At 68.4% G+C, this 23,098-nt stretch carries 18 protein-coding genes; 16 read left to right on the top strand and 2 right to left on the bottom strand.

Annotation, left to right across the window (positions count from 1 at the left end; genetic code table 11):
- Positions 1 to 8 precede the first annotated feature (8 nt).
- The 6 genes from QRD43_RS20140 (at position 9) to QRD43_RS20115 (ending at position 7,004) form a co-directional block, all read left to right on the top strand.
- The gene (locus QRD43_RS20140; protein ID WP_285984295.1) at positions 9 to 1,010 is read left to right on the top strand and encodes a PfkB family carbohydrate kinase; all 1,002 of its coding nucleotides are present in this window, start codon (positions 9 to 11) and stop codon (positions 1,008 to 1,010) included.
- Entirely contained in the window at positions 1,007 to 2,362 is a 1,356-nt protein-coding gene (locus QRD43_RS20135) for an MFS transporter (RefSeq protein WP_285984294.1), read from the top strand. The genes QRD43_RS20140 and QRD43_RS20135 overlap by 4 nt, the downstream gene beginning before the upstream one ends.
- Positions 2,363 to 2,431: 69 nt before the next feature.
- Complete coding sequence (gene gtfA / locus QRD43_RS20130; protein WP_285984293.1) at positions 2,432 to 3,919, top strand: sucrose phosphorylase; 1,488 nt, start codon at positions 2,432 to 2,434, stop codon at positions 3,917 to 3,919.
- A gap of 108 nt (positions 3,920 to 4,027) precedes the next feature.
- Positions 4,028 to 4,240: a hypothetical protein gene (locus QRD43_RS20125; RefSeq protein WP_285984292.1), complete on the top strand. Its 213-nt coding sequence runs from the start codon at positions 4,028 to 4,030 to the stop codon at positions 4,238 to 4,240.
- Positions 4,241 to 4,365: 125 nt separating this feature from the next.
- On the top strand, positions 4,366 to 6,330 hold the full coding sequence (locus tag QRD43_RS20120) for a type IV pili methyl-accepting chemotaxis transducer N-terminal domain-containing protein (protein WP_285984291.1): 1,965 nt from the start codon (positions 4,366 to 4,368) through the stop codon (positions 6,328 to 6,330).
- Positions 6,331 to 6,338: 8 nt separating this feature from the next.
- Positions 6,339 to 7,004 carry a response regulator gene (locus tag QRD43_RS20115; protein WP_285984346.1) on the top strand — a complete coding sequence of 222 codons (666 nt, stop codon included), beginning with the start codon at positions 6,339 to 6,341 and terminating at the stop codon, positions 7,002 to 7,004.
- Positions 7,005 to 7,117: 113 nt separating this feature from the next.
- Here QRD43_RS20115 and QRD43_RS20110 read toward each other — a convergent pair whose 3' ends face one another.
- On the bottom strand, positions 7,118 to 7,681 hold the full coding sequence (locus tag QRD43_RS20110) for an outer membrane beta-barrel protein (protein ID WP_285984290.1): 564 nt from the start codon (positions 7,679 to 7,681) through the stop codon (positions 7,118 to 7,120).
- A 312-nt stretch (positions 7,682 to 7,993) separates the two neighbouring features.
- Between QRD43_RS20110 and QRD43_RS20105 the strand changes: the two genes are divergently transcribed.
- The 10 genes from QRD43_RS20105 to QRD43_RS20060 all read left to right on the top strand — a co-directional run bounded on the left by QRD43_RS20105 (position 7,994) and on the right by QRD43_RS20060 (position 21,968).
- Positions 7,994 to 9,283 (top strand): MFS transporter, encoded by a 1,290-nt coding sequence (locus QRD43_RS20105; protein ID WP_285984289.1) that lies wholly within the window; start codon positions 7,994 to 7,996, stop codon positions 9,281 to 9,283.
- Positions 9,284 to 9,317: 34 nt separating this feature from the next.
- On the top strand, positions 9,318 to 10,973 hold the full coding sequence (locus QRD43_RS20100) for an MFS transporter (RefSeq protein WP_285984288.1): 1,656 nt from the start codon (positions 9,318 to 9,320) through the stop codon (positions 10,971 to 10,973).
- Positions 10,974 to 11,052: 79 nt separating this feature from the next.
- The gene (locus QRD43_RS20095) at positions 11,053 to 14,820 is read left to right on the top strand and encodes a nitrate reductase subunit alpha (RefSeq protein ID WP_285984287.1); all 3,768 of its coding nucleotides are present in this window, start codon (positions 11,053 to 11,055) and stop codon (positions 14,818 to 14,820) included.
- A 143-nt stretch (positions 14,821 to 14,963) separates the two neighbouring features.
- Positions 14,964 to 16,487: a nitrate reductase subunit beta gene (gene narH / locus QRD43_RS20090; RefSeq protein ID WP_285984286.1), complete on the top strand. Its 1,524-nt coding sequence runs from the start codon at positions 14,964 to 14,966 to the stop codon at positions 16,485 to 16,487.
- Between the two features lie 130 nt (positions 16,488 to 16,617).
- Positions 16,618 to 17,328, top strand: coding sequence for a nitrate reductase molybdenum cofactor assembly chaperone (gene narJ / locus QRD43_RS20085; RefSeq protein ID WP_285984285.1), 711 nt, complete (start codon positions 16,618 to 16,620; stop codon positions 17,326 to 17,328).
- Positions 17,325 to 18,068, top strand: a complete 744-nt coding sequence (narI, locus tag QRD43_RS20080; RefSeq protein ID WP_285984284.1) for a respiratory nitrate reductase subunit gamma — start codon at positions 17,325 to 17,327, stop codon at positions 18,066 to 18,068. The genes narJ and narI overlap by 4 nt, the downstream gene beginning before the upstream one ends.
- 30 nt (positions 18,069 to 18,098) lie before the next feature.
- Positions 18,099 to 18,956 (top strand): peptidylprolyl isomerase, encoded by an 858-nt coding sequence (locus QRD43_RS20075; protein ID WP_285984283.1) that lies wholly within the window; start codon positions 18,099 to 18,101, stop codon positions 18,954 to 18,956.
- A gap of 17 nt (positions 18,957 to 18,973) precedes the next feature.
- Positions 18,974 to 19,762 (top strand): carbonic anhydrase, encoded by a 789-nt coding sequence (locus tag QRD43_RS20070; RefSeq protein WP_285984282.1) that lies wholly within the window; start codon positions 18,974 to 18,976, stop codon positions 19,760 to 19,762.
- Between the two features lie 343 nt (positions 19,763 to 20,105).
- Positions 20,106 to 20,861: a hypothetical protein gene (locus QRD43_RS20065; RefSeq protein WP_285984281.1), complete on the top strand. Its 756-nt coding sequence runs from the start codon at positions 20,106 to 20,108 to the stop codon at positions 20,859 to 20,861.
- 75 nt (positions 20,862 to 20,936) lie between these two features.
- Positions 20,937 to 21,968, top strand: a complete 1,032-nt coding sequence (locus QRD43_RS20060) for a thioredoxin domain-containing protein (RefSeq protein ID WP_285984280.1) — start codon at positions 20,937 to 20,939, stop codon at positions 21,966 to 21,968.
- 103 nt (positions 21,969 to 22,071) lie between these two features.
- Here the strand turns inward: QRD43_RS20060 and QRD43_RS20055 are convergent, their stop codons facing one another.
- On the bottom strand, positions 22,072 to 22,803 hold the full coding sequence (locus QRD43_RS20055; RefSeq protein ID WP_285984279.1) for a hypothetical protein: 732 nt from the start codon (positions 22,801 to 22,803) through the stop codon (positions 22,072 to 22,074).
- Between the last annotated feature and the right edge of the window lie 295 nt (positions 22,804 to 23,098).

The raw sequence follows: 23,098 nt of genomic DNA, 5'->3' as shown, positions 1-23,098 counted from the left end.
GACGCCGCATGAACGCAGTCCTTCATCCGGGCGTGATGCTGGTCGGTGAGGCGCTCGTCGACGAGTTCGCCGAGCAGCCGGTCGCCGGCGGCGCGCCGCTCAACGTGGCGCGCTCGCTGGCGGCGCTGGGGGTGCCGGCCACGCTGGTCTCGCGCCTCGGCGTCAGTCAGCACCTGGGGCCGGGCACCGGCGCCAGCGCGGCGGACGCCGGCGCCCGCCTCGTGCTGGCCAGCCTGCGGCGCTTCGGCCTGGACGAGCGGGGGCTGCAGTTCGACACGGCGCACGCCACGGGTCGCGTGTCCGTGGTGGAGGAGGGCGGCACGCACGCCTTCCACATCCACCCGGACGCTGCCTGGGACCACCTGGACGGCGCCGCCGCCCGAGCGCTGCTGCAGGCGCGGCCTCCGGCGGTGCTCTACTTCGGCAGCCTGGCGCAGCGGGCGCCGGCCTCCCGCGCGGCCATCCAGGCGCTGCTGCAGGACGCCCGGCGGCTGCGCTGCCTGCGCTACCTCGATCTCAATCTGCGCGAGGGCTGCATGGAGCCGGCGCTCGTGGCCGGCAGCCTGGCGCAGGCCGACTGGCTCAAGCTGAACGATCCGGAGCTGTTGCAGGTGCACCAGTGGTTCGGCAGCGGCCCGCTGGACCCGCTCCAGCCCGCGCCGCAGCTGCAGCCGGCGGTCCAGGCGCTGATGCGCCGCTTCGGCGTGCAGCGCCTGATCCTCACCCGCGGCGCGGCCGGCTATGCCTGCTTCGGGGCCCGGGGCGAGGTGCTGGCAGAAGGGACGGGTCAGCAAGACCTGACCCTCGTGGACACCGTCGGGGCAGGCGATGCCTTCAGCGCGATGACCCTCGCCGCCCATCTGCGGGGCCTGGACATTGCCCACGCGCTGCACCTGGCCAATGGCTACGCCGCCGCCATCTGCGGGCAGCGCGGCCCCATCCCGGACAAGGATCCGTTCTTCCAGCCCTGGCAGCAGGCGCTGGCGCAGGCAGGAGTCGCCACCGCATGAATGCACGCCACCTCTCCGAGACCACGGCCAGCGGCAAGCCCCGCCTGAGCCTGTGGCAGATCCTGAACATGAACATCGGCTTCTTCGGGATCCAGTTCAGCTTCGGGCTCCAGCAGAGCAACATGAGCCCGATCTACAAGTACCTGGGGGCGGACGAGGCCAGCCTGCCGCTGCTGTGGCTGGCCGGGCCGCTGACCGGCCTGCTGGTGCAGCCCGTCATCGGCGCCATGAGCGACCGCACCGTCAGCCGCTGGGGCCGGCGCACGCCGTACTTCCTCATCGGCGCGCTGCTGTGCAGCCTCGGCCTGCTGCTGATGCCCATGAGCCCGACGCTGTGGTTCGCCGCGGGCCTGCTGTGGATCCTCGACGCCGCGAACAACGTGACGATGGAGCCCTATCGCGCCTACGTCAGCGACCGCCTCGACGAAAGCCAGCATGCCCAGGGCTTCCTCAGCCAGAGCGCCTTCACGGGCCTGGCCCAGACGCTGGCCTACCTGTCGCCCTCGATCATGGTGTGGTGCGGCATGAACCCGGACGCCCTCAATGCCAGCGGGATCCCACAGGTCACCGTGGTGGCCTTCGTGCTCGGGGCGGCCCTGTCCTTCACCACCGTCTGGTGGTCCGTCCGGCGCGTGCCCGAGCTGCCGATGAGCCCGGCCGAGCAGGCCGCGCTGCGCGCCCGCCCACGGGGCCTGGCCGCCACGCTCGGCGAGATCTGGCTGGCCGTGAAGGAGATGCCCGAGACCATGCGCCAGCTCTGGTGGATGAAGCTGCTGCAGTGGTACGCCATGATGTGCTACTGGATCTACATCGTGCCGTCGCTCGCACTGACGCTCTACGGCACCAGCGACGCCAGCGCCCAGGGGTTCCGCGACGCCGGCCTGGTGAACGGCCAGATCGGGGGCTTCTACAACTTCGTCGCCTTCCTCTCGGCCTTCGCCATGCTGCCCTTCACGCGCCGCTTCGGTGCGCAGAAGGTCCACGCGCTGTGCCTGACGCTCGCGGGCCTGGGCCTGATCGCGCTGCCTGCGCTGCACAGCAAGGCGCTGCTGTTCATCCCGATGCTGGGCCTCGGCCTGGCCTGGGCCAGCATCATGGGCAATCCCTATGTGCTGCTGGCGGGGAGCATCCCGCCGGAGCGGGCCGGGGTCTACATGGGCATCTTCAACATGTTCATCGTGATCCCCATGCTGATCCAGATGCTGACGCTGCCCCTGATCTACGGCCCGCTGCTGCAGGGGCGGCCCGACAACGTCATCCGGCTGGCCGGGGTGCTGCTGCTGGGCGCGGCACTGGCGGTCCTTCGCGTGCGGTCGACCCGCGGGGGCGCGGCGCCTCCAGGCAAGACCTGACCCGGCAAGACCTGACCCTTTCACCCGATCTTGAGCCATGCGGCGTCGTCCGCAGGGAATGCAGTACCCATGAAGAACCAAGTCCAACTCATCACCTACGTCGACCGGCTGGGTGGCGGCGGTCTGCCGCTGCTGCGCCGGATGCTCTCCACCCACGGGGAGGGCCCGCTGGCCGGGCTGTTCGGCGGCGTGCACCTGCTGCCCTTCTTCCACCCGATCGACGGGGCGGATGCCGGCTTCGATCCCATCGACCACACCCGCGTGGACCCGCGCCTCGGCGACTGGGAGGACGTGCGCGCCCTGGCGGCGGACGTGGACGTGATGGCGGACGTCATCGTCAACCACATCTCCGCCGATTCGCCGCAGTTCCAGGACTACTCCGCGAAAGGCGCCGACTCGCCCTATGCGGGCCTCTTCCTGACGCTGGACACCGTGTTCCCGGACGGTGTGACCGAGCAGCAGCTGCTCCAGGTCTACCGCCCCCGGCCCGGCCTGCCGCTGACGACGGCCACGCTGCGCAACGGCGAGAAGAGGATCCTGTGGACCACCTTCACGCCCAAGCAGCTGGACATCGATGTGCAGCATCCGCAGGGCGAGGCCTATCTTGACGGCATTCTGCAGCGCCTGGCGGACAGCGGCGTGCGCATGATCCGGCTGGACGCCGCCGGCTATGCCATCAAGAAGGCGGGCGCGTCCTGCTTCATGATGCCCGAGACCTTCGAGTTCATCGCGCAGTTCAGCGCCCGCGCCCGCGCGCTGGGGTTGGAGGTGCTGGTCGAGATCCATGCCTACTACCAGCGGCAGATCGAGATCGCTCGACAGGTGGACTGGGTCTATGACTTCGCGCTGCCGCCCCTGGTGCTGCATGCCTTCGCGTTCGGCACGGCGGCGCCGCTGCTGCGCTGGATCGGCATGCGCCCCACGAACGCGCTGACGGTGCTGGACACGCACGATGGCATCGGCATCATCGACATCGGTGCCGACAGCGCGGACCGTGCGGGCTCGCCCGGCCTCGTTCCCCCCGAGGAGCTGGACGCGCTCGTGGATCGCATCCACGACGCCAGCGGCGGGCAGAGCCGCCTGGCGACGGGGGCGGCCGCCTCCAATCTCGACCTCTACCAGGTCAACTGCAGCTTCTTCGACGCCATGGGGCGGGACGAGCGTCGCTACCTCCTGGCCCGTGCGCTGCAGTTCTTCCTGCCCGGCGTGCCCCAGGTCTATTACGTGGGCCTGCTCGCCGGCCTCAACGACATGGCGCTGCTGGCGCGCAGCGGCACCGGCCGGGACATCAACCGCCACCACTACACGCCGGCCGAGATCGAGGCGGCGTGCCAGCGCCCGGTGGTGCAGCAGCTGCTGCAGCTCATCCGCCTGCGCAACGACCATCCGGCCTTCGGCGGGCGCTTCGAGGCCCAGCCCCTGGGTGACACCGGCCTGCGCCTGCGCTGGGATGCGCCGGGCGCGAGCGCCACGCTGGAGCTCGACTTCGCCACGCTGGCCCACCAGCTTCGCTTCAGCCGGGACGGCGAGGCCGATGTGACCCTGCAGCTGGGTTGAGCGGGAAGGGGGCGGACGCGTGCCGGACGGCCCGTGCACGCCTCAGCCAGCTGTCAGGGAAGGTCGCCAGAATCCCCCCATCGTTTACAAACCCGGTGGATCAAAACCATGTGGAAACTCGTCGTCGGCTTCATCGCCTTTGCTGCCCTGGCCCTGTTCATCCTGTTGAAGAGCGGGGGTGACATCGACATGAGCGGCGAGAAGCACGACGTCGGCGCCGGCCATGCCGAACCGGCCGCCTCGGTGGCTTCCGCCGCCGCGCCCGCCGCCGCCTCGGCCCCCGAGGCCGCCAGCGCCCCGGCCTCCGGCGCCTCGCAGTAAGCCTGTCACCCCTTGCGCGCCGACGCCCGGATGGGCGGGCGGCGCGCCTCCGGCCCGTGTCCGCCCTGGCCTGGAGTTGACATTGGTCAAGCCGGCCGGGAGGCTTCGCTTCTATCGTGCGCCCCATGCGCACCCTGTTTCGCAGCCTGGCGGGCAAGCTCGCCCTCATCCAGACCACCTTTCTGACGGTGGCGCTGGCGGCCATCGCCTTCACGCTGTGGGTGTCCTGGCAGCTCGAGGGCGGCGCCGGTGCCATCAACGAGGCCGGGCGGATGCGCATGATGACGTACCGCCTCGCCCTGGCCCATGAGCGCGGGGACTACGGCGAGGTGGCCGGTGGCGTCGAGGTGTTCGACGACATGGTGGCCAGCCTGCGCCAGGGCGACCCGAGCCGCCCGCTCTTCATTCCCGACAACCAGGCCTGTGCCGACCGCTTCAACGAGGTGGCCGCCGCCTGGATACCGCTGCGCCAGCAGCTGCTGAAGCCCGGCGAGCGCGCCCAGCTGCGCGTGCAGTCCGACCAGTTCGTGAGCACGGTGGACGGCTTCGTCTCGGCCATCGAGCGCACCATCTCCACGCGCACGGCGCTGCTGGGTGGCATGTGCTTCGGCCTCGTGGTGCTGGTGGTGGGCGCCTCCGTCGTCTTCGTGTCCGGCACGCTGGTGTGGATCGTGCGCCCGCTGCAGCGCCTGCGTGACGGCCTGGCCACGATGGCGGCGCGGGACTTCTCGCCCCGCATCGACGAGCGCAATTCGGTGGAGGAGTTCTCCTCGCTGGCGCAGGGCTTCAACACGATGGCCGACGCGCTGCAGCGCTCCTACCAGGGCCTCGAGGCCAAGGTCGCGGAGAAGACGGCCAGCCTCGCGCAGCAGAACGAGCGCCTGGCGGCCCTGTACGACGTCGCGCTGATGGCCAGCCATGGCAGCGACGACCGTGCGCTGCTCGCCAACGACTTCGCGGCCAAGATCGCCCGCGTGGCCGGTGCGGACGCCGCGGCCGTGCGCCTCGCCAACGAGGACGGCGACCGCCTCCTGCTGCTGGGCCAGACCCGCCTGCCCCAGCGCATGAGCGAGGCGGAGCGCTGCGTGCACCTGGGCGACTGCGCCTGTGGCGAGCACCTGCAGACCCAGGTCGGCGCGCGGGTCATCCCGATCCGCCAGCTCGGACGCCAGGCCCTCGGCTTCTGCGAGCAGGCGGGCTACCAGACGGTGATCGCGCTGCCGATGCGCAGCGGGCCGCGCACGTTGGGCGAGGTGGAGCTGTTCTTCTACGGCGAGAAGCGGCCGACGGAGGCCGAATCCCAGCTGCTGGACGCGCTGGTGGGCCACTTCGGCACGCTGCTCGACAACCTGCGCCTCGCGGCCCGGGACCGGGAGATGGCCGTCAGCGAGGAGCGCAACCTGCTGGCGCAGGAGCTGCACGATTCCATCGCGCAGTCCCTGGCCTTCCTGAAGATCCAGGTCCAGCTGCTGCGAGGCGGCCTGGCGCGCCAGCGGCCGCAGGACGTCGAGGCCGCGCTGACCGAGATCGACACCGGTGTGCGGGAGAGCTACGCGGACGTGCGCGAGCTGCTGCTGCATTTCCGCACGCGCCCCGGGCACGAGGACATCGAGCACGCGCTGCGCACGACGCTGTCCAAGTTCGAGCTGCAAAGCGGTATCCAGGCGCAGCTGGTGGTGCAGGGGAGCGGCGTGCCGCTGCCACCGGACCAGCAGATCCAGGTGCTGCACGTGGTGCAGGAGGCGCTGTCCAATGTCCGCAAGCACGCCGGCGCGAAGCTGGTGGAGGTGCGGGTGCTGCAGGAGCCGACGTGGCGCTTCGAGGTGAGCGACGACGGCCGCGGCTTCGACACCGAGAACGGCCGCTTCGACGAGACCCATGTGGGCCTGCGCATCATGCGTGAGCGGGCCCAGCGCATCGGGGCGCACGTGAGCATCCGCCCGCGCGAGGCGGGGGGCACGATCGTGGCGCTGGAGCTGCCGCGCACCGGCCTGGACGCCGGCGCGCTGACCCGGGACGCCGCCCTGCAGGCGGACGAGAATGCATCCCGGGCGGCGCAGGTGCTGTTGCCTGCAGGAGGACTGGCGTGATTCGTGTGATGGTGGTCGATGACCACAAGCTCTTCCGGCGCGGGCTGATCGCCCTGCTGGCCCAGGAGGACGGCCTGGAGATCGTCGGCGAGGCCGCCGATGGCGCCGAGGCCCTGCGCCGGGCGGGGGAACTCAAGCCCGACCTCGTGCTCCTGGACAACCACATGCCTGGCGTGCGCGGCGTGGACCTGCTGCCCGGGCTGCGCGAGGTGCTGCCGCAGGCTCAGGTGCTGATGCTCACCGTCAGCGAGGACGAGCAGGACCTCACCGCGGCCCTGCGTGGCGGCGCGGCCGGCTACCTGCTCAAGACGATGGACGGCCCGGATCTTGCCGCGGCCCTGCGCCGCGCGCATGAAGGCGAGTCCGTCGTGAGCCCCGAGATGATGTCCAAGCTGGTGAGCGCACTGCGCGCCAGTGCGCTGCCCGTGGCGGTGCCGCAGGTCGCGGCGCTGGCCGAGACGGCGGTGGCGCCGGACGTCGAGGCCGGCCTGTCGCCCCGCGAGGGCGAGATCCTGCGCGAGATCGTGCAGGGCGCGAGCAACAAGGAGATCGCGCGCCGCCTGGGCATTGCGGAGACGACGGTCAAGATCCACGTCCAGCACATCCTGCGCAAGCTCGGCCTGAACTCCCGCGTGCAGGTGGCCGTGTGGGCCAGCGAACGCGGCATCGGCTAGGCTCGCAAAAAAAAATGCCGCTACCCGTGAGGGTAGCGGCCAACCGTTGTCAATCGAGGGTCAGGGCTTGAGGTCCGCCGCATTCCGATGGCGGACCCCCAGTCACTCAGGCATCAGAAGCGGTACTTCAGGCCGGCCGACACGTTGTTGGCCGTGCGGCCGAAGCCCTGGCCATCCGCCGTCGGGATGTTGTTGTAGCGGGTCACTTCACCACGCAGCGAGAGCTGCTCGCTGAGCTTGTACTCGAGACCGGCGCCGACCTTGAAACCCATGGTGTGGTCCGAGCTGCCGACGCTGAAGTCGCGGTCGTAGCGGGCGGCGCCCAGGCGGCCGTACACCGACAGTTCCGGGGTCAGGGCCGTGCCGGCCAGCAGGTCGGCGTTCAGGGCCTTGGTCTTGGCGCTCGTGTCGCCGATCTTGGCCTTGCCCAGGTCGGTGTAGCCCAGTTCCACGGCGAAGTGCTTGTCGATCTGGTAGCCGCCGTACAGGTTCAGGCTGCCCGAGTTGCGGTCGGACGTCTGCGCGCCGGCGCTCAGGTTCTGCTTGGTGCGGCCGACGTCGGCGCCCATGTAGAAGCCCTGTTCCTTGTCCGCGGCGTGGGCGGTGAAGCTGGCCAGGGCGAGCAGGCTGCCACCGGCAGCGGTCGTGATGATGCGGGTGATGTGCTTGGCGTTCATGGCGTTCTCTCCTTTGCTTGCTGCGAAACATTCGCGGCATGGAAAGAATTCTGTTCGTCAGGCCCGCTGGCGTCAGTGGCGCTTGCGTATGCGCTTTGTGACGGTTGTTGACAGCATCCGGCGGGTGACGCGGGCCCGGGCGCCTTGATCCACCGCAAAGGCGGGTCATTCTCCAGGTGGGCTACTCCTTCGGAACGAGGGTCGCGCGGCGGCGGCTAGTTCTTGTGCAGCCGGCAGCTTGGCTCCACTGAAGGATGTTCGCGAGGGCCCCCTTTGGCCACAGTAGCGACATGGAGAAAAAGGAGCCCGTCCATGTCTGATTCCACTGCGCCCCGGCCCGCTGGCGGCCGTGCGCTCTCGGTGCTGATCGTCAGCACCCTCGCGTTCACGGTCTGCTTCATGGTCTGGATGATGTTCGGCGTCATCGGCATTCCCATCAAGAAGCAGCTGGGCCTGAATGCCACCGAGTTCGGCCTGCTGACGGCCACGCCCGTGCTGACCGGTTCGCTGATCCGCGTGCCGCTGGGCATCTGGACCGACAAGTTCGGCGGCCGCATCGTCTTCTTCACCCTGATGCTGGCCTGCGTGATCCCCATCTGGCTGATGGCCTATGCCACGGCCTACTGGCACTTCCTCGTCATCGGCCTGTTCGTGGGCATGGCGGGTGGATCCTTCTCGGTGGGCACGCCCTATGTGGCCCGCTGGTTCCCCAAGCAGCGCCAGGGCTTCGCGATGGGGGTGTTCGGTGCCGGCAACTCCGGTGCGGCCGTCAACAAGTTCGTGGCCCCGGGCCTCGTGGTGGCCTTCGGCTGGGCCATGGTGCCGCACGTCTATGCCGCGGTGCTGCTGGGCACGGCCATCCTGTTCTGGTTCTTCAGCTACCACGATGACAGGCACGTGGTCGTGAGCAACGCCAGCTTCGTCTCGCAGCTCCAGGCGCTGAAGGACCCCAAGGTGCTGAAGTACTGCCAGTACTACTCCATCGTCTTTGGCGGCTATGTCGCGCTGAGCCTGTGGATGGTGCAGTACTACGTCGGCGAGTACGGCCTCGACATCCGCGTGGCCGCGCTGCTCGCGGCCTGCTTCTCGCTGCCCGGCGGCGTGCTGCGCGCCATCGGTGGCTGGCTCAGCGACAAGTACGGCGCCCACAGCGTCACCTGGTGGGTGATGTGGGTGAGCTGGATCTGCCTGTTCCTGCTGTCCTACCCGCAGACCGACTTCACCATCCAGACCGTCAACGGTGCCCGCAGCTTCCACTTCGGCCTCAACGTCTACGGCTTCACCGGCCTGATGGCCATCCTCGGCGTGGCCTGGGCCTTCGGCAAGGCCAGCGTCTTCAAGTACATCAGCGATGACTACGGCGCCAACATCGGCACCATCAGCGGCATCGTCGGCCTGGCCGGCGGCCTGGGCGGCTTCATCCTGCCCATCCTGTTCGGCCTGCTCATGGACGCCACCGGCGTGCGCTCGAGCTGCTTCATGCTGATGTATGGCGTGGTCTGGGTCTCGCTGATCTGGATGTACTGGACCGAAGTCCGCAAGACCGAGGTGATGGGCAAGAACGCCCCGCTGTCGCCCATCTCGCAGTCCTTCGCCCGCTGAGCGTGCGGACCGCCCCGATTTTCCAGGAGTTGTCATGAACACCACCACCCATCCCGGCGTGCCGGCTGCCCAGGGCGGCAGCGGTGCCGACATCCAGGACTGGCGTCCCGAGGACGAGCAGTTCTGGGCCCAGACCGGCAGCAAGATCGCCTACCGCAACCTCTGGATCTCGATTCCCGCGCTGCTGTGCGGCTTCGCGGTCTGGGGCATGTGGGGCATCATCACCGTGCAGATGCTCAACCTCGGCTTCCCCTTCAGCCAGGCCGAGCTCTTCACGCTGACGGCCATCGCCGGCATCTCCGGCGCCACCATGCGCATCCCGGCCTCCTTCCTGATCCGCATGGCCGGCGGCCGCAACACCATCTTCCTGACCACGGCCATGCTGCTGGCCCCGGCCATCGGCACGGGCATTGCGCTGCAGCACCCCGAGTGGCCGCTGTGGGTCTTCCAGCTGATGGCGCTGTGGTCGGGCGTGGGCGGCGGCAACTTCGCCTCGTCGATGTCCAACATCAGCACCTTCTTTCCCAAGCGCCTGCAGGGCACGGCCCTGGGCCTCAACGCCGGCCTGGGCAACTTCGGCGTCACGACCATGCAGATCGTGATCCCGCTGGTGATGACCATCGGTCTGTTCGGTGCCTTCGGTGGCGAGGCCAAGGCGCTCATCAAGGACAGCGGCTGGATCTTCGGCAAGATCAAGGCGGGCACGCCCACCTACATCCAGAACGCCGGCTTCGCCTGGGTGCTGTCCCTGGTGCCCCTGGCCGTGCTGTGCTGGTTCGGCATGAACAACCTGAAGACGGTGACGCCGAGCAGCGGCTCGCCCATCACCGCCTTCCTGAAGATCACCTACCTGTACTCGCTGGCCTTCGTGCCCTCGATCGGCATGCTGTACCTGTACCTGCCGGCACCGACGGGTCTGGGTCTGCTGAACATGTGGGTCGCGATCCCGCTGGACATCATTGCCGCGCTGGTGGTGATGAAGCTGGCCGCCTTCGGCACCATGAAGGAGAACGTGGCCAAGCAGTTCGAGATCTTCAAGAACAAGCACACCTGGAGCATGACGGCGCTGTACGTCGTGACCTTCGGCAGCTTCATCGGCTTCTCCATGGCCCTGCCGCTGGCCATCACCGTGATCTTCGGCTTCATCCACGCGCCGGATGCCGCCGGTGTCATGCAGCACACGCTGAAGAACCCCAATGCCCCGTCCGCACTGACCTATGCCTGGATCGGCCCCTTCGTCGGCGCTGCCGTGCGCCCCATCGGCGGCTGGATCTCGGACAAGGTGGGCGGCTCCATCGTCACGCAGGTCATCTCGGCCGTCATGGTCGTGGCCTCGGCGGCGGTGGGCTACGTGATGATGCAGGCCTACGGCTCGGCCACGCCGGAGCAGTACTTCCCCCTGTTCATGGGCCTCTTCGTGCTGCTCTTCGCCGCCAGCGGCGTGGGCAACGGCTCGACCTTCCGCAGCGTGGGCTTCATCTTCGACCGCCAGCAGGCCGGCCCCGTGCTGGGCTGGACCTCGGCCGTCGCCGCCTATGGCGCCTTCATCGCCCCGGTGCTGATCGGCCAGCAGATCAAGGCCGGCACGCCGCAGCTCGCCTTCTACGGCTTCTCCGTCTTCTACGCCGTGTGCCTGGTGCTGAACTGGTGGTTCTACCTGCGCCCCAAGGCCTACGTGAAGAACCCCTGACAGGCCGCGAACTCACCCGCATTCGACGGCCGGCCTCTGCACCAGGAGCCCGGCCGCCCCCAAGACACAGGATCAGCATATGAGCCACTTTCTCGACCGACTGAGCTACTTCGCCCAGCCCAAGGAGGACTTCGCCGACGGCCACGGCCGCGTCACCGGCGAGGATCGAACCTGGGAAGACGCCTACCGCAACCGTTGGGCCCACGACAAGATCGTGCGCTCCACCCACGGCACGAACTGCACGGGCTCCTGCTCGTGGAAGATCTACGTGAAGGGCGGCATCGTCACCTGGGAAACCCAGCAGACGGACTACCCGCGCACCCGCCCGGACCTGCCCAACCACGAGCCGCGCGGCTGCGCCCGCGGCGCCTCCTACAGCTGGTACCTCTACAGCGCCAACCGCGTGAAGTACCCTATGGTGCGGGGCTCGCTGCTCAAGCACTGGCGTGCCGCGCGCGCCGTGGCCAAGAGCCCGGTGGACGCCTGGACTAACATCGTCGAGAACCAGGACGCCCGCCGTGAATGGCAGCAGGAGCGCGGCCTGGGCGGCTTCGTGCGCTCCAGCTGGGAGGAAGTCAATGACATCATCGCCAGCGCCAACATCTACACCGTCAAGAAGCACGGCCCGGACCGCGTGATCGGTTTCTCGCCGATCCCGGCGATGTCGATGATCAGCTACGCCGCGGGCAGCCGCTACCTGAGCCTGCTGGGCGGCGTGTGCATGAGCTTCTACGACTGGTACTGCGACCTGCCGCCGGCCAGCCCGCAGATCTGGGGCGAGCAGACCGACGTGCCCGAGAGCGCGGACTGGTACAACAGCAACTACATCATCGCCTGGGGCTCCAACGTGCCCCAGACCCGCACGCCGGACGCGCACTTCTTCACCGAGGTCCGCTACAAGGGCACGAAGACCGTCGCCATCACGCCGGACTACGCAGAGATCTCCAAGCTCTGCGACATCTGGATGCACCCCAAGCAGGGCACCGATGCGGCCATCGCGATGGCCATGGGCCACGTGATCTTCAAGGAGTTCTACTTCGACAAGCGGTCTGCGTACTTCGACGACTACGCGCGGCGCTACACCGACCTGCCGCTGCTGGTCCAGCTCAAGAAGACCACGACGCCCGACGGCCGCACCCTGCTGGTGCCGGACCGCTACCTGCGCGCGAGCGACTTCGGCGGCAAGCTGGGCCAGGACAACAACCCCGACTGGAAGACGCTGGCCTTCGACCAGGACGGCAAGGTCGTGGTGCCCAACGGCTCCATCGGCTTCCGCTGGGGCGCCAGCGAGCGCGATGACCTGGGCAAGTGGAACCTGGAAAACAAGGAAGCCCGTGGTGACAGCGATGTCACCCTGCGCCTGTCGCTGCTGGAGGCCAGGGAGCCGCAGCATGAGATCGCCGAGGTCGGCTTCCCCTACTTCGGCGGCATCGAGTCTCCGCAGTTCACCGCCAACAAGCAGCAGGACGTGCTGGCCCGCAAGGTGCCGGTGCAGCGCCTGAAGCTGGGCAAGCACGAGGACGCGGCCGAGGTCCTGGTGGCCACCGTCTTCGACCTGCAGGTGGCGCAGTACGGCGTCGACCGCGGCCTGGGCGATGACTGCCCCAAGAGCTACGACGACAACAAGCCCTACACCCCCGCCTGGGCCGAGCACATCACCGGCGTGAAGCGCGAGCAGATCACCACCGTGGCCCGCGAGTTCGCCGACAACGCCGACAAGACCCGCGGGCGCTCGATGGTCATCATCGGCGCCGCGATGAACCACTGGTACCACTGCGACATGAACTACCGCGGCATCATCAACATGCTGATGATGTGCGGCTGCATCGGGCAGACCGGTGGCGGCTGGGCGCATTACGTGGGCCAGGAGAAGCTCCGCCCGCAGACCGGCTGGACGGCGCTGGCCTTCGCGCTGGACTGGATCCGCCCGCCGCGCCAGATGAACTCCACGAGCTTTTTCTACGCCCACACCGACCAGTGGCGCTACGAGAAGCTGGACGTGCAGGAGGTGCTCTCGCCGCTCGCCGACAAGGCCAAGTTCGGCGGCAGCCTGATCGACTACAACGTCCGCGCCGAACGCATGGGCTGGCTGCCCAGCGCACCGCAGCTGCAGACCAATCCGATCGAGGTCGTGAAGACGGCGCAGGCGCTGGGCCTCGACGCCAAGGACTACGCCGTCAAGGCGCTGAAGGAAGGCCAGCTGCGCATGAGCTGCGAGGATCCGGACCATCCGGACAACTGGCCGCGCAACATGTTCGTGTGGCGCTCCAACATCCTCGGTTCCTCCGGCAAGGGCCACGAGTACTTCCTCAAGCACCTGCTGGGCACCACCAACGGTGTGCAGGGCAAGGACCTGGGCAAGGATGATGCGAAGCCCGAGGAAGTGGTCTGGCATGACCAGGCGCCCCAAGGCAAGCTGGACCTGCTGGTCACGCTGGACTTCCGCATGAGCACGACCTGCCTGTACTCGGACATCGTGCTGCCCACCGCCACCTGGTACGAGAAGAACGACCTCAACACCAGCGACATGCACCCCTTCATCCACCCGCTGTCCACCGCGGTGGACCCGGCCTGGCAGGCCCGCAGCGACTGGGAGATCTACAAGGGCTTCGCCAAGCGCGTGTCCGAGCTGTGCGTCGGCCACCTGGGCGTCGAGAAGGAAGTCGTGCTGACCCCGCTGATGCATGACAGCCCCGCCGAGCTGGCCCAGCCCTTCGACGTGAAGGAATGGAAGAAGGGCGAATGCGACCTCATCCCGGGCAAGACGGCGCCGCAGATCGCGGTGGTCGAGCGCGACTACCCGAACCTCTACAAGCGCTTCACCGCCCTCGGCCCCCTGATGAACAAGGCGGGCAACGGCGGCAAGGGCATCGGCTGGGACACCCAGACCGAGGTCGAGCAGCTGGGTGAACTCAACGGCCGGGTGCGCGATGAGGGCGTCACGAAGGGCATGCCGAAGATCGAGAGCGACATCGACGCCACCGAGGTGGTGCTGATGCTGGCGCCCGAGACCAACGGCCATGTGGCGGTCAAGGCCTGGGATGCGCTGTCCCGGCAGACCGGCCGCGAGCACGCGCACCTGGCGCTGCACCGCGAGGACGAGAAGATCCGCTTCCGCGACATCCAGGCGCAGCCGCGCAAGATCATCTCCTCGCCGACCTGGTCCGGTCTCGAGAGCGAGAAGGTGTCCTACAACGCCGGCTACACCAACGTGCACGAGCTGATCCCATGGCGCACCCTCACGGGCCGCCAGCAGTTCTACCAGGACCACCCCTGGATGCAGGCCTTCGGCGAGGGCTTTAGCAGCTATCGCCCGCCGGTGGATCTCAAGACCCTGTACGAGGTGCAGGGCAAGAAGCCCAACGGTCACAAGGAAATCGCGCTGAACTTCATCACGCCGCACCAGAAGTGGGGCATCCACTCGACCTACAGCGACAACCTCATGATGCTGACGCTCAACCGCGGCGGCTCGGTGGTGTGGCTCTCGGAAGAGGATGCCAAGGAAGCCGGCATCGAGGACAACGACTGGATCGAGCTCTTCAACAGCAACGGCGCCATCGCGGCGCGGGCGGTGGTCAGCCAGCGCGTGAACCAGGGCATGACGCTCATGTATCACTCGCAGGAAAAGATCATCAACACCCCGGGGGCGGAGATCACCGGCACGCGCGGCGGCATCCACAACTCGGTGACCCGCATCGTCACCAAGCCCACCCACATGATCGGCGGCTACGCGCAGCTGAGCTACGGCTTCAACTACTACGGAACGATCGGCACCAACCGCGATGAATTCGTGCTGGTGCGCAAGATGGCCAAGGTGGACTGGCTCGACGAGGAGTCGGGCCACTGACCCGGGAGGCGCAAGCCCATGGACATCCAGTTTTCGACGGCACGGGGGAGGGCGCTGCTTGCCAGCTCCTTCCTTCTGACGAAGCGTCCTCCCCCGAGGCCTTCGGAACTGACTCAGCGATCTGAAAGACAAGGAGTTCCGCGATGAAAGTTCGCGCACAAATCGGCATGGTGCTGAACCTGGACAAGTGCATCGGTTGCCACACTTGCTCCGTCACCTGCAAGAACGTCTGGACCAACCGCTCCGGCATGGAGTACGCGTGGTTCAACAACGTCGAATCGAAGCCCGGCATCGGCTATCCCAAGGAATGGGAGAACCAGGACCGCTGGCACGGCGGCTGGATGCGCAAGAGCGACGGCAACATCGTGCCGCGCCAGGGCGGCAAGTGGAAGCTGCTGATGCGCCTGTTCGCCAACCCGAACCTGCCCGAGATCGACGACTACTACGAGCCCTTCACCTTCGACTACGACCACCTGCAGTCGGCGCCGAAGTCCAATGCCGCGCCCACCGCACGCCCGCGCAGCCTGATCACGGGCCAGCGCATGGAGAAGATCCAGTGGGGCCCGAACTGGGAGGAAATCCTCGGCGGTGAATTCTCGAAGCGCAGCAAGGACGCCAACTTCGAGAACGTGCAGAAGGAGATCTACGGCCAGTTCGAGAACACCTTCATGATGTACCTGCCGCGCCTGTGCGAGCACTGCCTCAACCCGGCGTGCGTGGCCTCCTGCCCCTCGGGCTCGATCTACAAGCGCGAGGAGGACGGCATCGTCCTGATCGACCAGGACAAGTGCCGCGGCTGGCGCATGTGCGTCTCGGGCTGCCCCTACAAGAAGATCTACTACAACTGGCAGAGCGGCAAGGCCGAGAAGTGCGTGTTCTGCTACCCCCGCATCGAGTCGGGCCAGCCGACCGTCTGCTCCGAGACCTGCGTGGGCCGCATCCGCTACCTGGGCGTGCTGCTGTACGACGCCGACCGCATCGAGCAGGCCGCGTCCATCGAGGATGACAAGGCGCTGTACCAGGCGCAGCTGGACATCTTCCTGGACCCGAACGACCCGGCCGTGATCGAGCAGGCCCGCAAGGACGGCGTGCCGGAGGCCTGGCTGCTCGCCGCCCGCAAGAGCCCGGTCTACAAGATGGCCGTGGACTGGAAGGTCGCGCTGCCGCTGCACCCGGAGTACCGCACGCTGCCGATGGTCTGGTACGTGCCGCCGCTCTCGCCCATCAGCGCCGCCGCGAACGCCGGGCATGTGGGCGTCAACGGCCTGATCCCCGACGTCAAGCAGCTGCGCATCCCGGTGCAGTACCTGGCCAACATGCTCACCGCCGGCGACGTGAAGCCGGTCGAGCGCGCGCTGGAGCGCATGCTGGCCATGCGCGCCTACCAGCGCGGCAAGCACGTGGACGGCGTCGAGGACAAGACCGTGCTGGACCAGGTCGGCCTGCTGAAGAACGAGGTCGAGGACATGTACCAGGTGATGGCCATTGCCAACTACGAGGACCGCTTCGTCATCCCGACCACGCACCGCGAGTACGCCGAGAACGCCTACGACCTGCGCGGCGGCTGCGGCTTCAGCTTCGGCAACGGCTGCTCCGACGGCCAGACCGAAACGAGCCTGTTCGGTGGCGACAAGAAGCGCACCATCCCGATCAAGACGACGGTCTGAACGCCCACCCCCTACGCGCTGCGCGCGCCCCCTCGAGGGGGCGGGCCTGCAGGTCCGGCAGCGCCGGATCCTCAGGCCCCACTCGGCAGACCGCTGACTGGCGCAGCGGCAGCGCAGCAAGGAGACGATGATGAAACGAACGAAATCTGAGATGGCGTCGCGCGGCATGAGCCTCAGCTGCCGCGTCCTGGCGCGGCTGCTGGACTACCCCAGCGACGAGATGCTGACGGCCCTGCCGGAGCTGCTGGACGCCCTGCGCCAGGAGCAGGCGCTGAGCGCCGAGCGCCTGCAGGAGCTGGAGGCCCTGGTCGCCTGGATGGCGTCCAAGGACCGCTTCGCCCTGCAGTCGGAGTACGTGGAGACGTTCGACCGCGGCCGTGCCAGCAGCCTGCACCTGTTCGAGCATGTGCATGGCGACTCGCGCGAGCGCGGCCCGGCGCTGGTCGACCTGGCCAAGACCTATGAGTCCGCCGGTGTCTTCTTCGATGCCAAGGAACTCCCTGACTACCTGCCCGTGGTGCTGGAGTTCGCCTCCACGCAGCCCCCGGCGCTGGCGGCGGGCTTCCTGGCGGAGATGGCCCACATCCTCAACGCCATCCACAGCGCCCTGATCAAGCGCGGCGTGAAGCCCTGGGCGGCCGCCATCGGCGCCGTGCTGGAGCTGGCGGGCGAGACGCCGCAGGCCGTGCAGATCACCGTCGATGAACCCCTGGACGAGGCCTGGGTCGAGCCTGCCGCCTTCGAGGGCTGCAGCTCGCGCGGCCAGAGCAAGCCCGGCACGCCGCAGCCGGTGCACATCGTCCGTCGTCAAGAACCCCCCAAGCAAGGAGTGCGCGCATGAGCCCCGCATCCAGCCTGTCCAGTTCGCCGCTGGACTTCGCCCTGTTCGGCATCTATCCCTACATCGCCCTGACCGTGTTCCTCGTCGGCAGCCTGCTGCGCTTCGACCGGGACCAGTACAGCTGGAAGAGCGACTCCTCGCAGCTGCTGCGCGCCGGCAGCCTGCGCTGGGGCAGCAACCTCTTCCATGTGGGCGTGCTGTTCCTCTTCTTCGGCCACACCGTGGGCATGCTCACGCCGCACTTCCTGTACGAGCACTTCATCAGCGCCGGCAACAAGCAGCTGATGGCCATGGTCAGCGGCGGCATCGCCGGCCTGCTCGGCTTCGCGGGCGTGAGCATCCTGCTGCACCGTCGCCTCTCCGACGAGCGCATCCGCATCAACAGCAAGACCAGCGACATCCTGCTGCTGGTGCTGCTGTGGATCCAGCTGGCCCTGGGGCTGGCCACGATCCCGCTGTCGGCCCAGCACCTGGACGGCGGCATGATGATGCTGCTGGCCGAGTGGGCCCAGCGCATCGTCACCTTCCGCGGCGGCGCCGTGGAGCTGCTGGCGAGCGCGTCGTGGGTCTTCAAGCTGCACATGTTCCTGGGCATGACGGTGTTCGTGATCTTCCCCTTCACCCGCCTCGTGCACGTGTGGAGCGGCTTCGGCACGCTGGCCTATGTGTTCCGCCCCTACCAGCTCGTGCGCAGCCGCCGGATCAGCCTGCCGGCCGGCCACACGACGCCCCAGCGCTGAACGCCTGACTGAACCCGACAGGAGATCGACATGAGTGGATGTGGTGGTGGCAGCTGCGGCTGCGGTGGTGGCAAGAGTCAGGGCGCTGACGGAGCCTCGGTGGCCGAGGCGCTGGCGCCCATCGCGGTGGCCCGCGTGAACGATGTGGCCCTGCATGCGCCGGGCGAGGCGCTCGGTGACGAGGCGCTGCGGCAGCGCGCCTACGCTGAGCTGCTGCGTCAGGCCGCGCAGCGCGCCGGCCTGCTGGCCGCGACGGACCCGGGTCCGATCGACGGCGTGCACAGCGAGGCGGCCAGCGAGGCGATCGAGGCGCTGCTGGCGCGCGAGATCACGCTGCCCGAGCCCGACGAGCGGGCCTGCCGGCGCTACTTCGCCGCCCATCCGCAGCGCTTCGCCCAGGGCGAGCGCGTGCGCGCGGCCCACATCCTCCTGGCGGTGACGCCGGGCGTGGACGTGGCGGCCCTGCGTGCGCATGCGGAAGGTCTGCTGGTGCGCCTGCGCTGCGAGGACGAGGCCGCCTTCGCCAAGGCCGCGGCCGAGAACTCCAACTGCCCCAGCGGCGAGCAGGGCGGGGTGCTGGGCTGGCTCACGCGGGACGAGTGCCTGCCAGAGATCGCGAGCCTGCTGTTCGCGCAGGACGAGGCCAATCGCCACACGGGCGTGCTGCCGCGCCTGCTGAGCAGCCGGCACGGCTTCCACATCCTGCGTGTCGACGAGCGCGAGGCGGGCGCCGTCCCGGACTTTGCCCAGGTGCGCGGTTCCGTCGCGGCGCTGCTGCGCCATCAGCTGAGCGTGACGGCCATGCGGCAGTACCTCGACCTGCTGGCCGGCCAGGCGCAGCTGCAGGGCGTCTCGCTGAGCCAGGCCGATTCGCCGCTCGTCCAGTAAGCGCGGGAGGCCCGGCCATGACGGACGAACTGCTCGCCCGCCTGCGGCGCTTCAACAAGGACTACTTCCCGCAGTACGAGGCGCGCTTTCGCGATCTCGTCGAGCAGGGGCAGCATCCGAGCACGCTGTTCATCGGCTGCTCGGACTCCCGCATCGTGCCCTACATGCTGACGGGTGCCGGGCCGGGTGAGCTCTTTCTGGTGCGCAACGTCGCCGCCTTCGTGCCGCCCTACGACGGCACCCTCGAGGACCGCGGCTGTGACGCCGAGGACCACCGCGGCTGCCAGCACCTGGAGGCCGGCGGCGGCGATCGACAGTGGGTGGGCCATCACGGCACGGCCGCGGCCATCGAGTATGCGGTGCTCGCGCTGGAGGTGAAGCACATCATCGTCTGCGGCCACAGCCACTGCGGCGGCATCCGCGCGCTGTATGGCGACGTGCCGGCCGAGGCGCGCAATCTCAAGGCCTGGCTGGACATGGGCCGCGAGGCCGCGCTGCCCGTGCAGCCCACGCCCGAGGCGCTGCGCCGCACCGAGGAGCGCTCGGTCGTGCTGCAGCTCGAGCGGCTCATGGACTACCCCATGGTGCGCAGCCGCGTCGAGCAGGGCAAGCTCTCCCTGCACGGCTGGCACTACGTGATCGAGGACGGCGAGGTGCATGTCTTCGATGTGCAGCAGGGGCGCTTCGTCCCGGCCTCGACGGCCGAGCACAGCGGCACCGGCCCCTATCGCGATCTGCGGGATGCCGAGCGCGACACCGGGGCCCTGTTCAACGAGATCGACGACGCCTGGGCGCCACCGCGCTGAGATCGCCCTGCCGCGGCACCCGGTCGGCGCTCGACCTGCGGCGCGCGGTTGCAGGCAGATACACATGGCCCCTCTTCGGGGGATTCCTCAACGCGGTGCGAACACGTGAAATCCGCGCTGGAAAAACGACCGGCGCCGCATGAGGGAGCAGGGGAGCCGACGCCGATGCGCTGGCCGCCTCCTGACAGGGTGGGCGGCAATCGCCCGAGCGGACGCGGGGCTGTCCGCCGAATCATCCTTCTGCGCGTTAGGCCGGATCGGCCCCCTCGACCTCCGTCGGGTGGGCAGCCAACCCCGACACGCATCGGCATCGATGCGTGCATCCATCGCTCCAGGAGATCTCATGGCAATCAAGACGGCCTTGCAATGCACCCTCGCACTGAGTGCGAGCCTGTTCCTTCAAGGCCTTGCGCAGGCGGCCGACAACCCCGACGTCGGCGGCCTGCGCCTGGGCATGAGTGTCGAGGAGGCGATCAAGATCCTGGAGGCGGCCAAGCAGAGCAAGGTCTTCGTCCGCGACGGCAGGATGACGCTGAACCTGACCATCGACCGCATGAAGGGCCGGTTCGACAACTACGTCTATGGCGGGCAGTTCGACTCGGGCGGCACCATCATCGCCTTCGGTGTCTCGCCGCTGACCAACAAGGTGTGGTCCATCACCAAGACCGAGCAGATCAAGGACAGCCGCCCGACGGTCAAGGCCATCACCGAGGCGGCCGGCAAGTTCGGCCCGCTCGACCCCAAGGCGGTCCGGCCCCAGCAGTACGCCCAGCACTGGATGTACGACCGGTCGGGCAAGGAGATCGAGTGGGTCAACGTCTACGACAAGCCCCGCAACGGCAACTGCTTTGAAGACCTGAAGAGCTACACCGTCGGGGGCTTCTACATCGGCCTGCAGTACCCGCTGGCCCCGACGGCCGCCTGCTCGCGCATCTACAGCATCACGGCCAACTCCCGCAAGCAGGATGGACTGGTGGACGACTACGTGATCAGCGCCCTGGACGTCGGGGCCTATCTCGACTGGTACAAGGTGCTCAACACCGCCTCGGACAAGGCCCTCGAGGCCGAGGGAAAGCGCGCGGCCAAGCCGTCGCTCTGATCCCGTCCCCCTGAACCGTTCTCGGCGCCCCGGCCCTTGGCCTGAGCGCCCGTCTTCCTGCTTGATGGAGCTGGCATGAATCTCACCCGTCCCCGACACGGCCGTCCCGGCCTGGCCTGGCCCTTCCTCCTGCTGGCGATGCTGTGCCTGGTCCTGGCCTCGCGGTCCGCGCAGGCCGGCGCCAACGAGATGCGCCGCAACCTCGCGCCGCACATGAAGCAGTTCAACCCGCCCATCTGCAGCGGGGCGGTCCACAACACGCTGGTGCGCGGCCTCTACCGCTGCGACGGGCCGACGGGCTACGGACACACCTACATCAACGAGGCCGCCTCGCTGGTGATGCCGACCAACAGCCGCGACATCACGGACTTCATCGAGACGGGCGCCGGCGCGAAGCCGGTGCCCGAGGCCGAGCGCCGCGCCCTGGTGGCCGACATGATCCGCAACCTCCGCTTCGAGGAGCTCATCCACATCAAGCAGGGCAATGGCAGCGCCAAGGTGCTGCTGCTCTCGGCCTTCGACTGCCCGTTCTGCGTCCGGCTCGAGCGCACGATGGCAGCGCCGGGCAGCCGCATCGATGCGGACGTCTACATCCTGCCCTCCACGCTGGACAGCAGCAAGAATGCCAACGTCTCGACGGTGCGGAACATCTGGTGTGCGCGGGACAACGCGGCGGTGTGGCGCAACACCCTGACGAAGGCGACCGGCGGCTACTTCGATCTGCCCCACGGCAGCTGCGACCTGTCCAACCAGGACACCAAGGACGTCGAGACGCTGCTGGCCGTCCTCGGCCCGGACTTCAAGCGCCGGGCCTACCCGCGCATGATCCTGGGCAACGGGCAGATCTACACGTCGGCCACCGATCCCGCCGAGCTCCGTGAGCAGCTGGCCCAGGGCGCCGGCAATGCGTTCTGGAGCGAGGCCCAGACGGACAGCTACCTCAACTTCCGCCCGGGCAACCGGACGGCAGCGGCGAACAACGAGCCGGCCGGCAACGGCAAGAAGCGGGTCTCGGTGAGCCTGGGCGATCTGTTCAAGCGACTGGGCAGCGGCGACGACAGCAAGAAGACCGAGAAGCAGGAAGGCAGCGCAGGCGAAAGCCCCTGAACGCCCCACGGAAACGACGAAGCCCGCAGACGCCGTCTCAGGCGCTGCGGGCTTCGTTGCGTGCGGGTCCGGCGGCCGGGGCGGCCGCCTCATGGCGCCGGCATTACTGCTTGGTGGCGTCCTTGGTGGGCAGCAGGGCCGTGGGGAAGCCGTCGGCGTCCAGCGGCTTGGAGAAGTCACCGCTGAACATGTCGTTGCCCACCAGCATGATCAGGTCCTTGGTCACCAGCGCACCGGCCGTGTAGGGGCGGCCCGCGTAGGTGATGCCGTTGATGCTGACGGTCTTGGCGCTGATGCCGGGGAAGTAGGCCTCGCTGTAGAACATCGCCTTGTAGGCCGTCCGCCCAGCCACCGTGGTGCTGCCCACGATCTCCATATAGGTGCCGGAGCCGGACACGGTCAGGGTGCCCTTGGGCTGGCTGGCGCAGCTGCTGTCAGCGAAGAACTCGTACTTCAGGACGGCCATGGCCTTGGTCTCGGACGAGGGGGCCGCCGTGAAGGTCGTCGTGAAGCGGCTGTACAGCGGCTGCTTCGTCGCCGTGTCGGTCACGGTGCTGCCTTCGTTCTGGCAGGCCCAGACATAGGTGCCCAGGTATTGCGAGGCGACGCCGCCGGGCTGCGTGGAGGTGCCGCCCGTGTTGCCCGTGGTGTTGCCAGACGTGCTGCCAGACGTGCTGCCGGACGTGTTGCCGGACGTGTTGCCCGTGTTGCTGCCGTTGCCGATCGCCGACTCGGTGCCACCGCCACCACCGCCGCAGGCGCTCAGGAGGGCCAGCGTCAGGGCCAGTGGCGTCAGCGTCCAGGCGCGGGTCCAGGGGGAGGAGGTCTTGCTCACGAAATGCATAAGTCTCAATAGGCTCAGGAAGGGGCCACCTCACGGTGGCAGGATCAACAGGGGCGGGCCGGCGAAGGGCCGCGTGTCCGGCGCCGCCGGACCTCGCCGCAGGCGGTGCTGGGGCAGACAGGGGGAGGGCGGATCGACAGGCCGGCGTGCACGCCAGCCGCCACGCGCGGGGCCGCGCGGAGAGGGCCCGGCCAGGCAACCGGCCGCAGGGCGGTCGGCGGGCAGGCAGTCGGGGTGGGTTCGGCCGCGGGGCGAAGCGCCGGATTCTAGGCGAGCAAACCTAGTG

Source organism: Roseateles subflavus (assembly GCF_030285365.1).
GTDB classification, from domain to species: Bacteria; Pseudomonadota; Gammaproteobacteria; order Burkholderiales; family Burkholderiaceae_C; genus Roseateles_B; species Roseateles_B subflavus.
The sequence above is the reverse complement of the archived record's forward strand: the minus strand, read 5'-3'. Positions and strand labels throughout refer to the sequence as shown.

Excerpts from the sequence above, each read along its gene's own strand:
- QRD43_RS20115 (WP_285984346.1), top strand. The coding sequence starts at position 6,339 with ATGGTGGTCGATGACCACAAGCTCTTCCGGCGCGGGCTGATCGCCCTG.
- narI (WP_285984284.1), top strand. The coding sequence starts at position 17,325 with ATGAGCCCCGCATCCAGCCTGTCCAGTTCGCCGCTGGACTTCGCCCTG.
- QRD43_RS20125 (WP_285984292.1), top strand. The coding sequence starts at position 4,028 with ATGTGGAAACTCGTCGTCGGCTTCATCGCCTTTGCTGCCCTGGCCCTG.
- QRD43_RS20135 (WP_285984294.1), top strand. The coding sequence starts at position 1,007 with ATGAATGCACGCCACCTCTCCGAGACCACGGCCAGCGGCAAGCCCCGC.
- narJ (WP_285984285.1), top strand. The coding sequence starts at position 16,618 with ATGAAACGAACGAAATCTGAGATGGCGTCGCGCGGCATGAGCCTCAGC.
- narH (WP_285984286.1), top strand. The coding sequence starts at position 14,964 with ATGAAAGTTCGCGCACAAATCGGCATGGTGCTGAACCTGGACAAGTGC.
- QRD43_RS20100 (WP_285984288.1), top strand. The coding sequence starts at position 9,318 with ATGAACACCACCACCCATCCCGGCGTGCCGGCTGCCCAGGGCGGCAGC.
- QRD43_RS20060 (WP_285984280.1), top strand. The coding sequence starts at position 20,937 with ATGAATCTCACCCGTCCCCGACACGGCCGTCCCGGCCTGGCCTGGCCC.
- QRD43_RS20140 (WP_285984295.1), top strand. The coding sequence starts at position 9 with ATGAACGCAGTCCTTCATCCGGGCGTGATGCTGGTCGGTGAGGCGCTC.
- QRD43_RS20105 (WP_285984289.1), top strand. The coding sequence starts at position 7,994 with ATGTCTGATTCCACTGCGCCCCGGCCCGCTGGCGGCCGTGCGCTCTCG.
- gtfA (WP_285984293.1), top strand. The coding sequence starts at position 2,432 with ATGAAGAACCAAGTCCAACTCATCACCTACGTCGACCGGCTGGGTGGC.
- QRD43_RS20065 (WP_285984281.1), top strand. The coding sequence starts at position 20,106 with ATGGCAATCAAGACGGCCTTGCAATGCACCCTCGCACTGAGTGCGAGC.
- QRD43_RS20075 (WP_285984283.1), top strand. The coding sequence starts at position 18,099 with ATGAGTGGATGTGGTGGTGGCAGCTGCGGCTGCGGTGGTGGCAAGAGT.
- QRD43_RS20120 (WP_285984291.1), top strand. The coding sequence starts at position 4,366 with ATGCGCACCCTGTTTCGCAGCCTGGCGGGCAAGCTCGCCCTCATCCAG.
- QRD43_RS20095 (WP_285984287.1), top strand. The coding sequence starts at position 11,053 with ATGAGCCACTTTCTCGACCGACTGAGCTACTTCGCCCAGCCCAAGGAG.
- QRD43_RS20110 (WP_285984290.1), bottom strand. The coding sequence starts at position 7,681 with ATGAACGCCAAGCACATCACCCGCATCATCACGACCGCTGCCGGTGGC.
- QRD43_RS20070 (WP_285984282.1), top strand. The coding sequence starts at position 18,974 with ATGACGGACGAACTGCTCGCCCGCCTGCGGCGCTTCAACAAGGACTAC.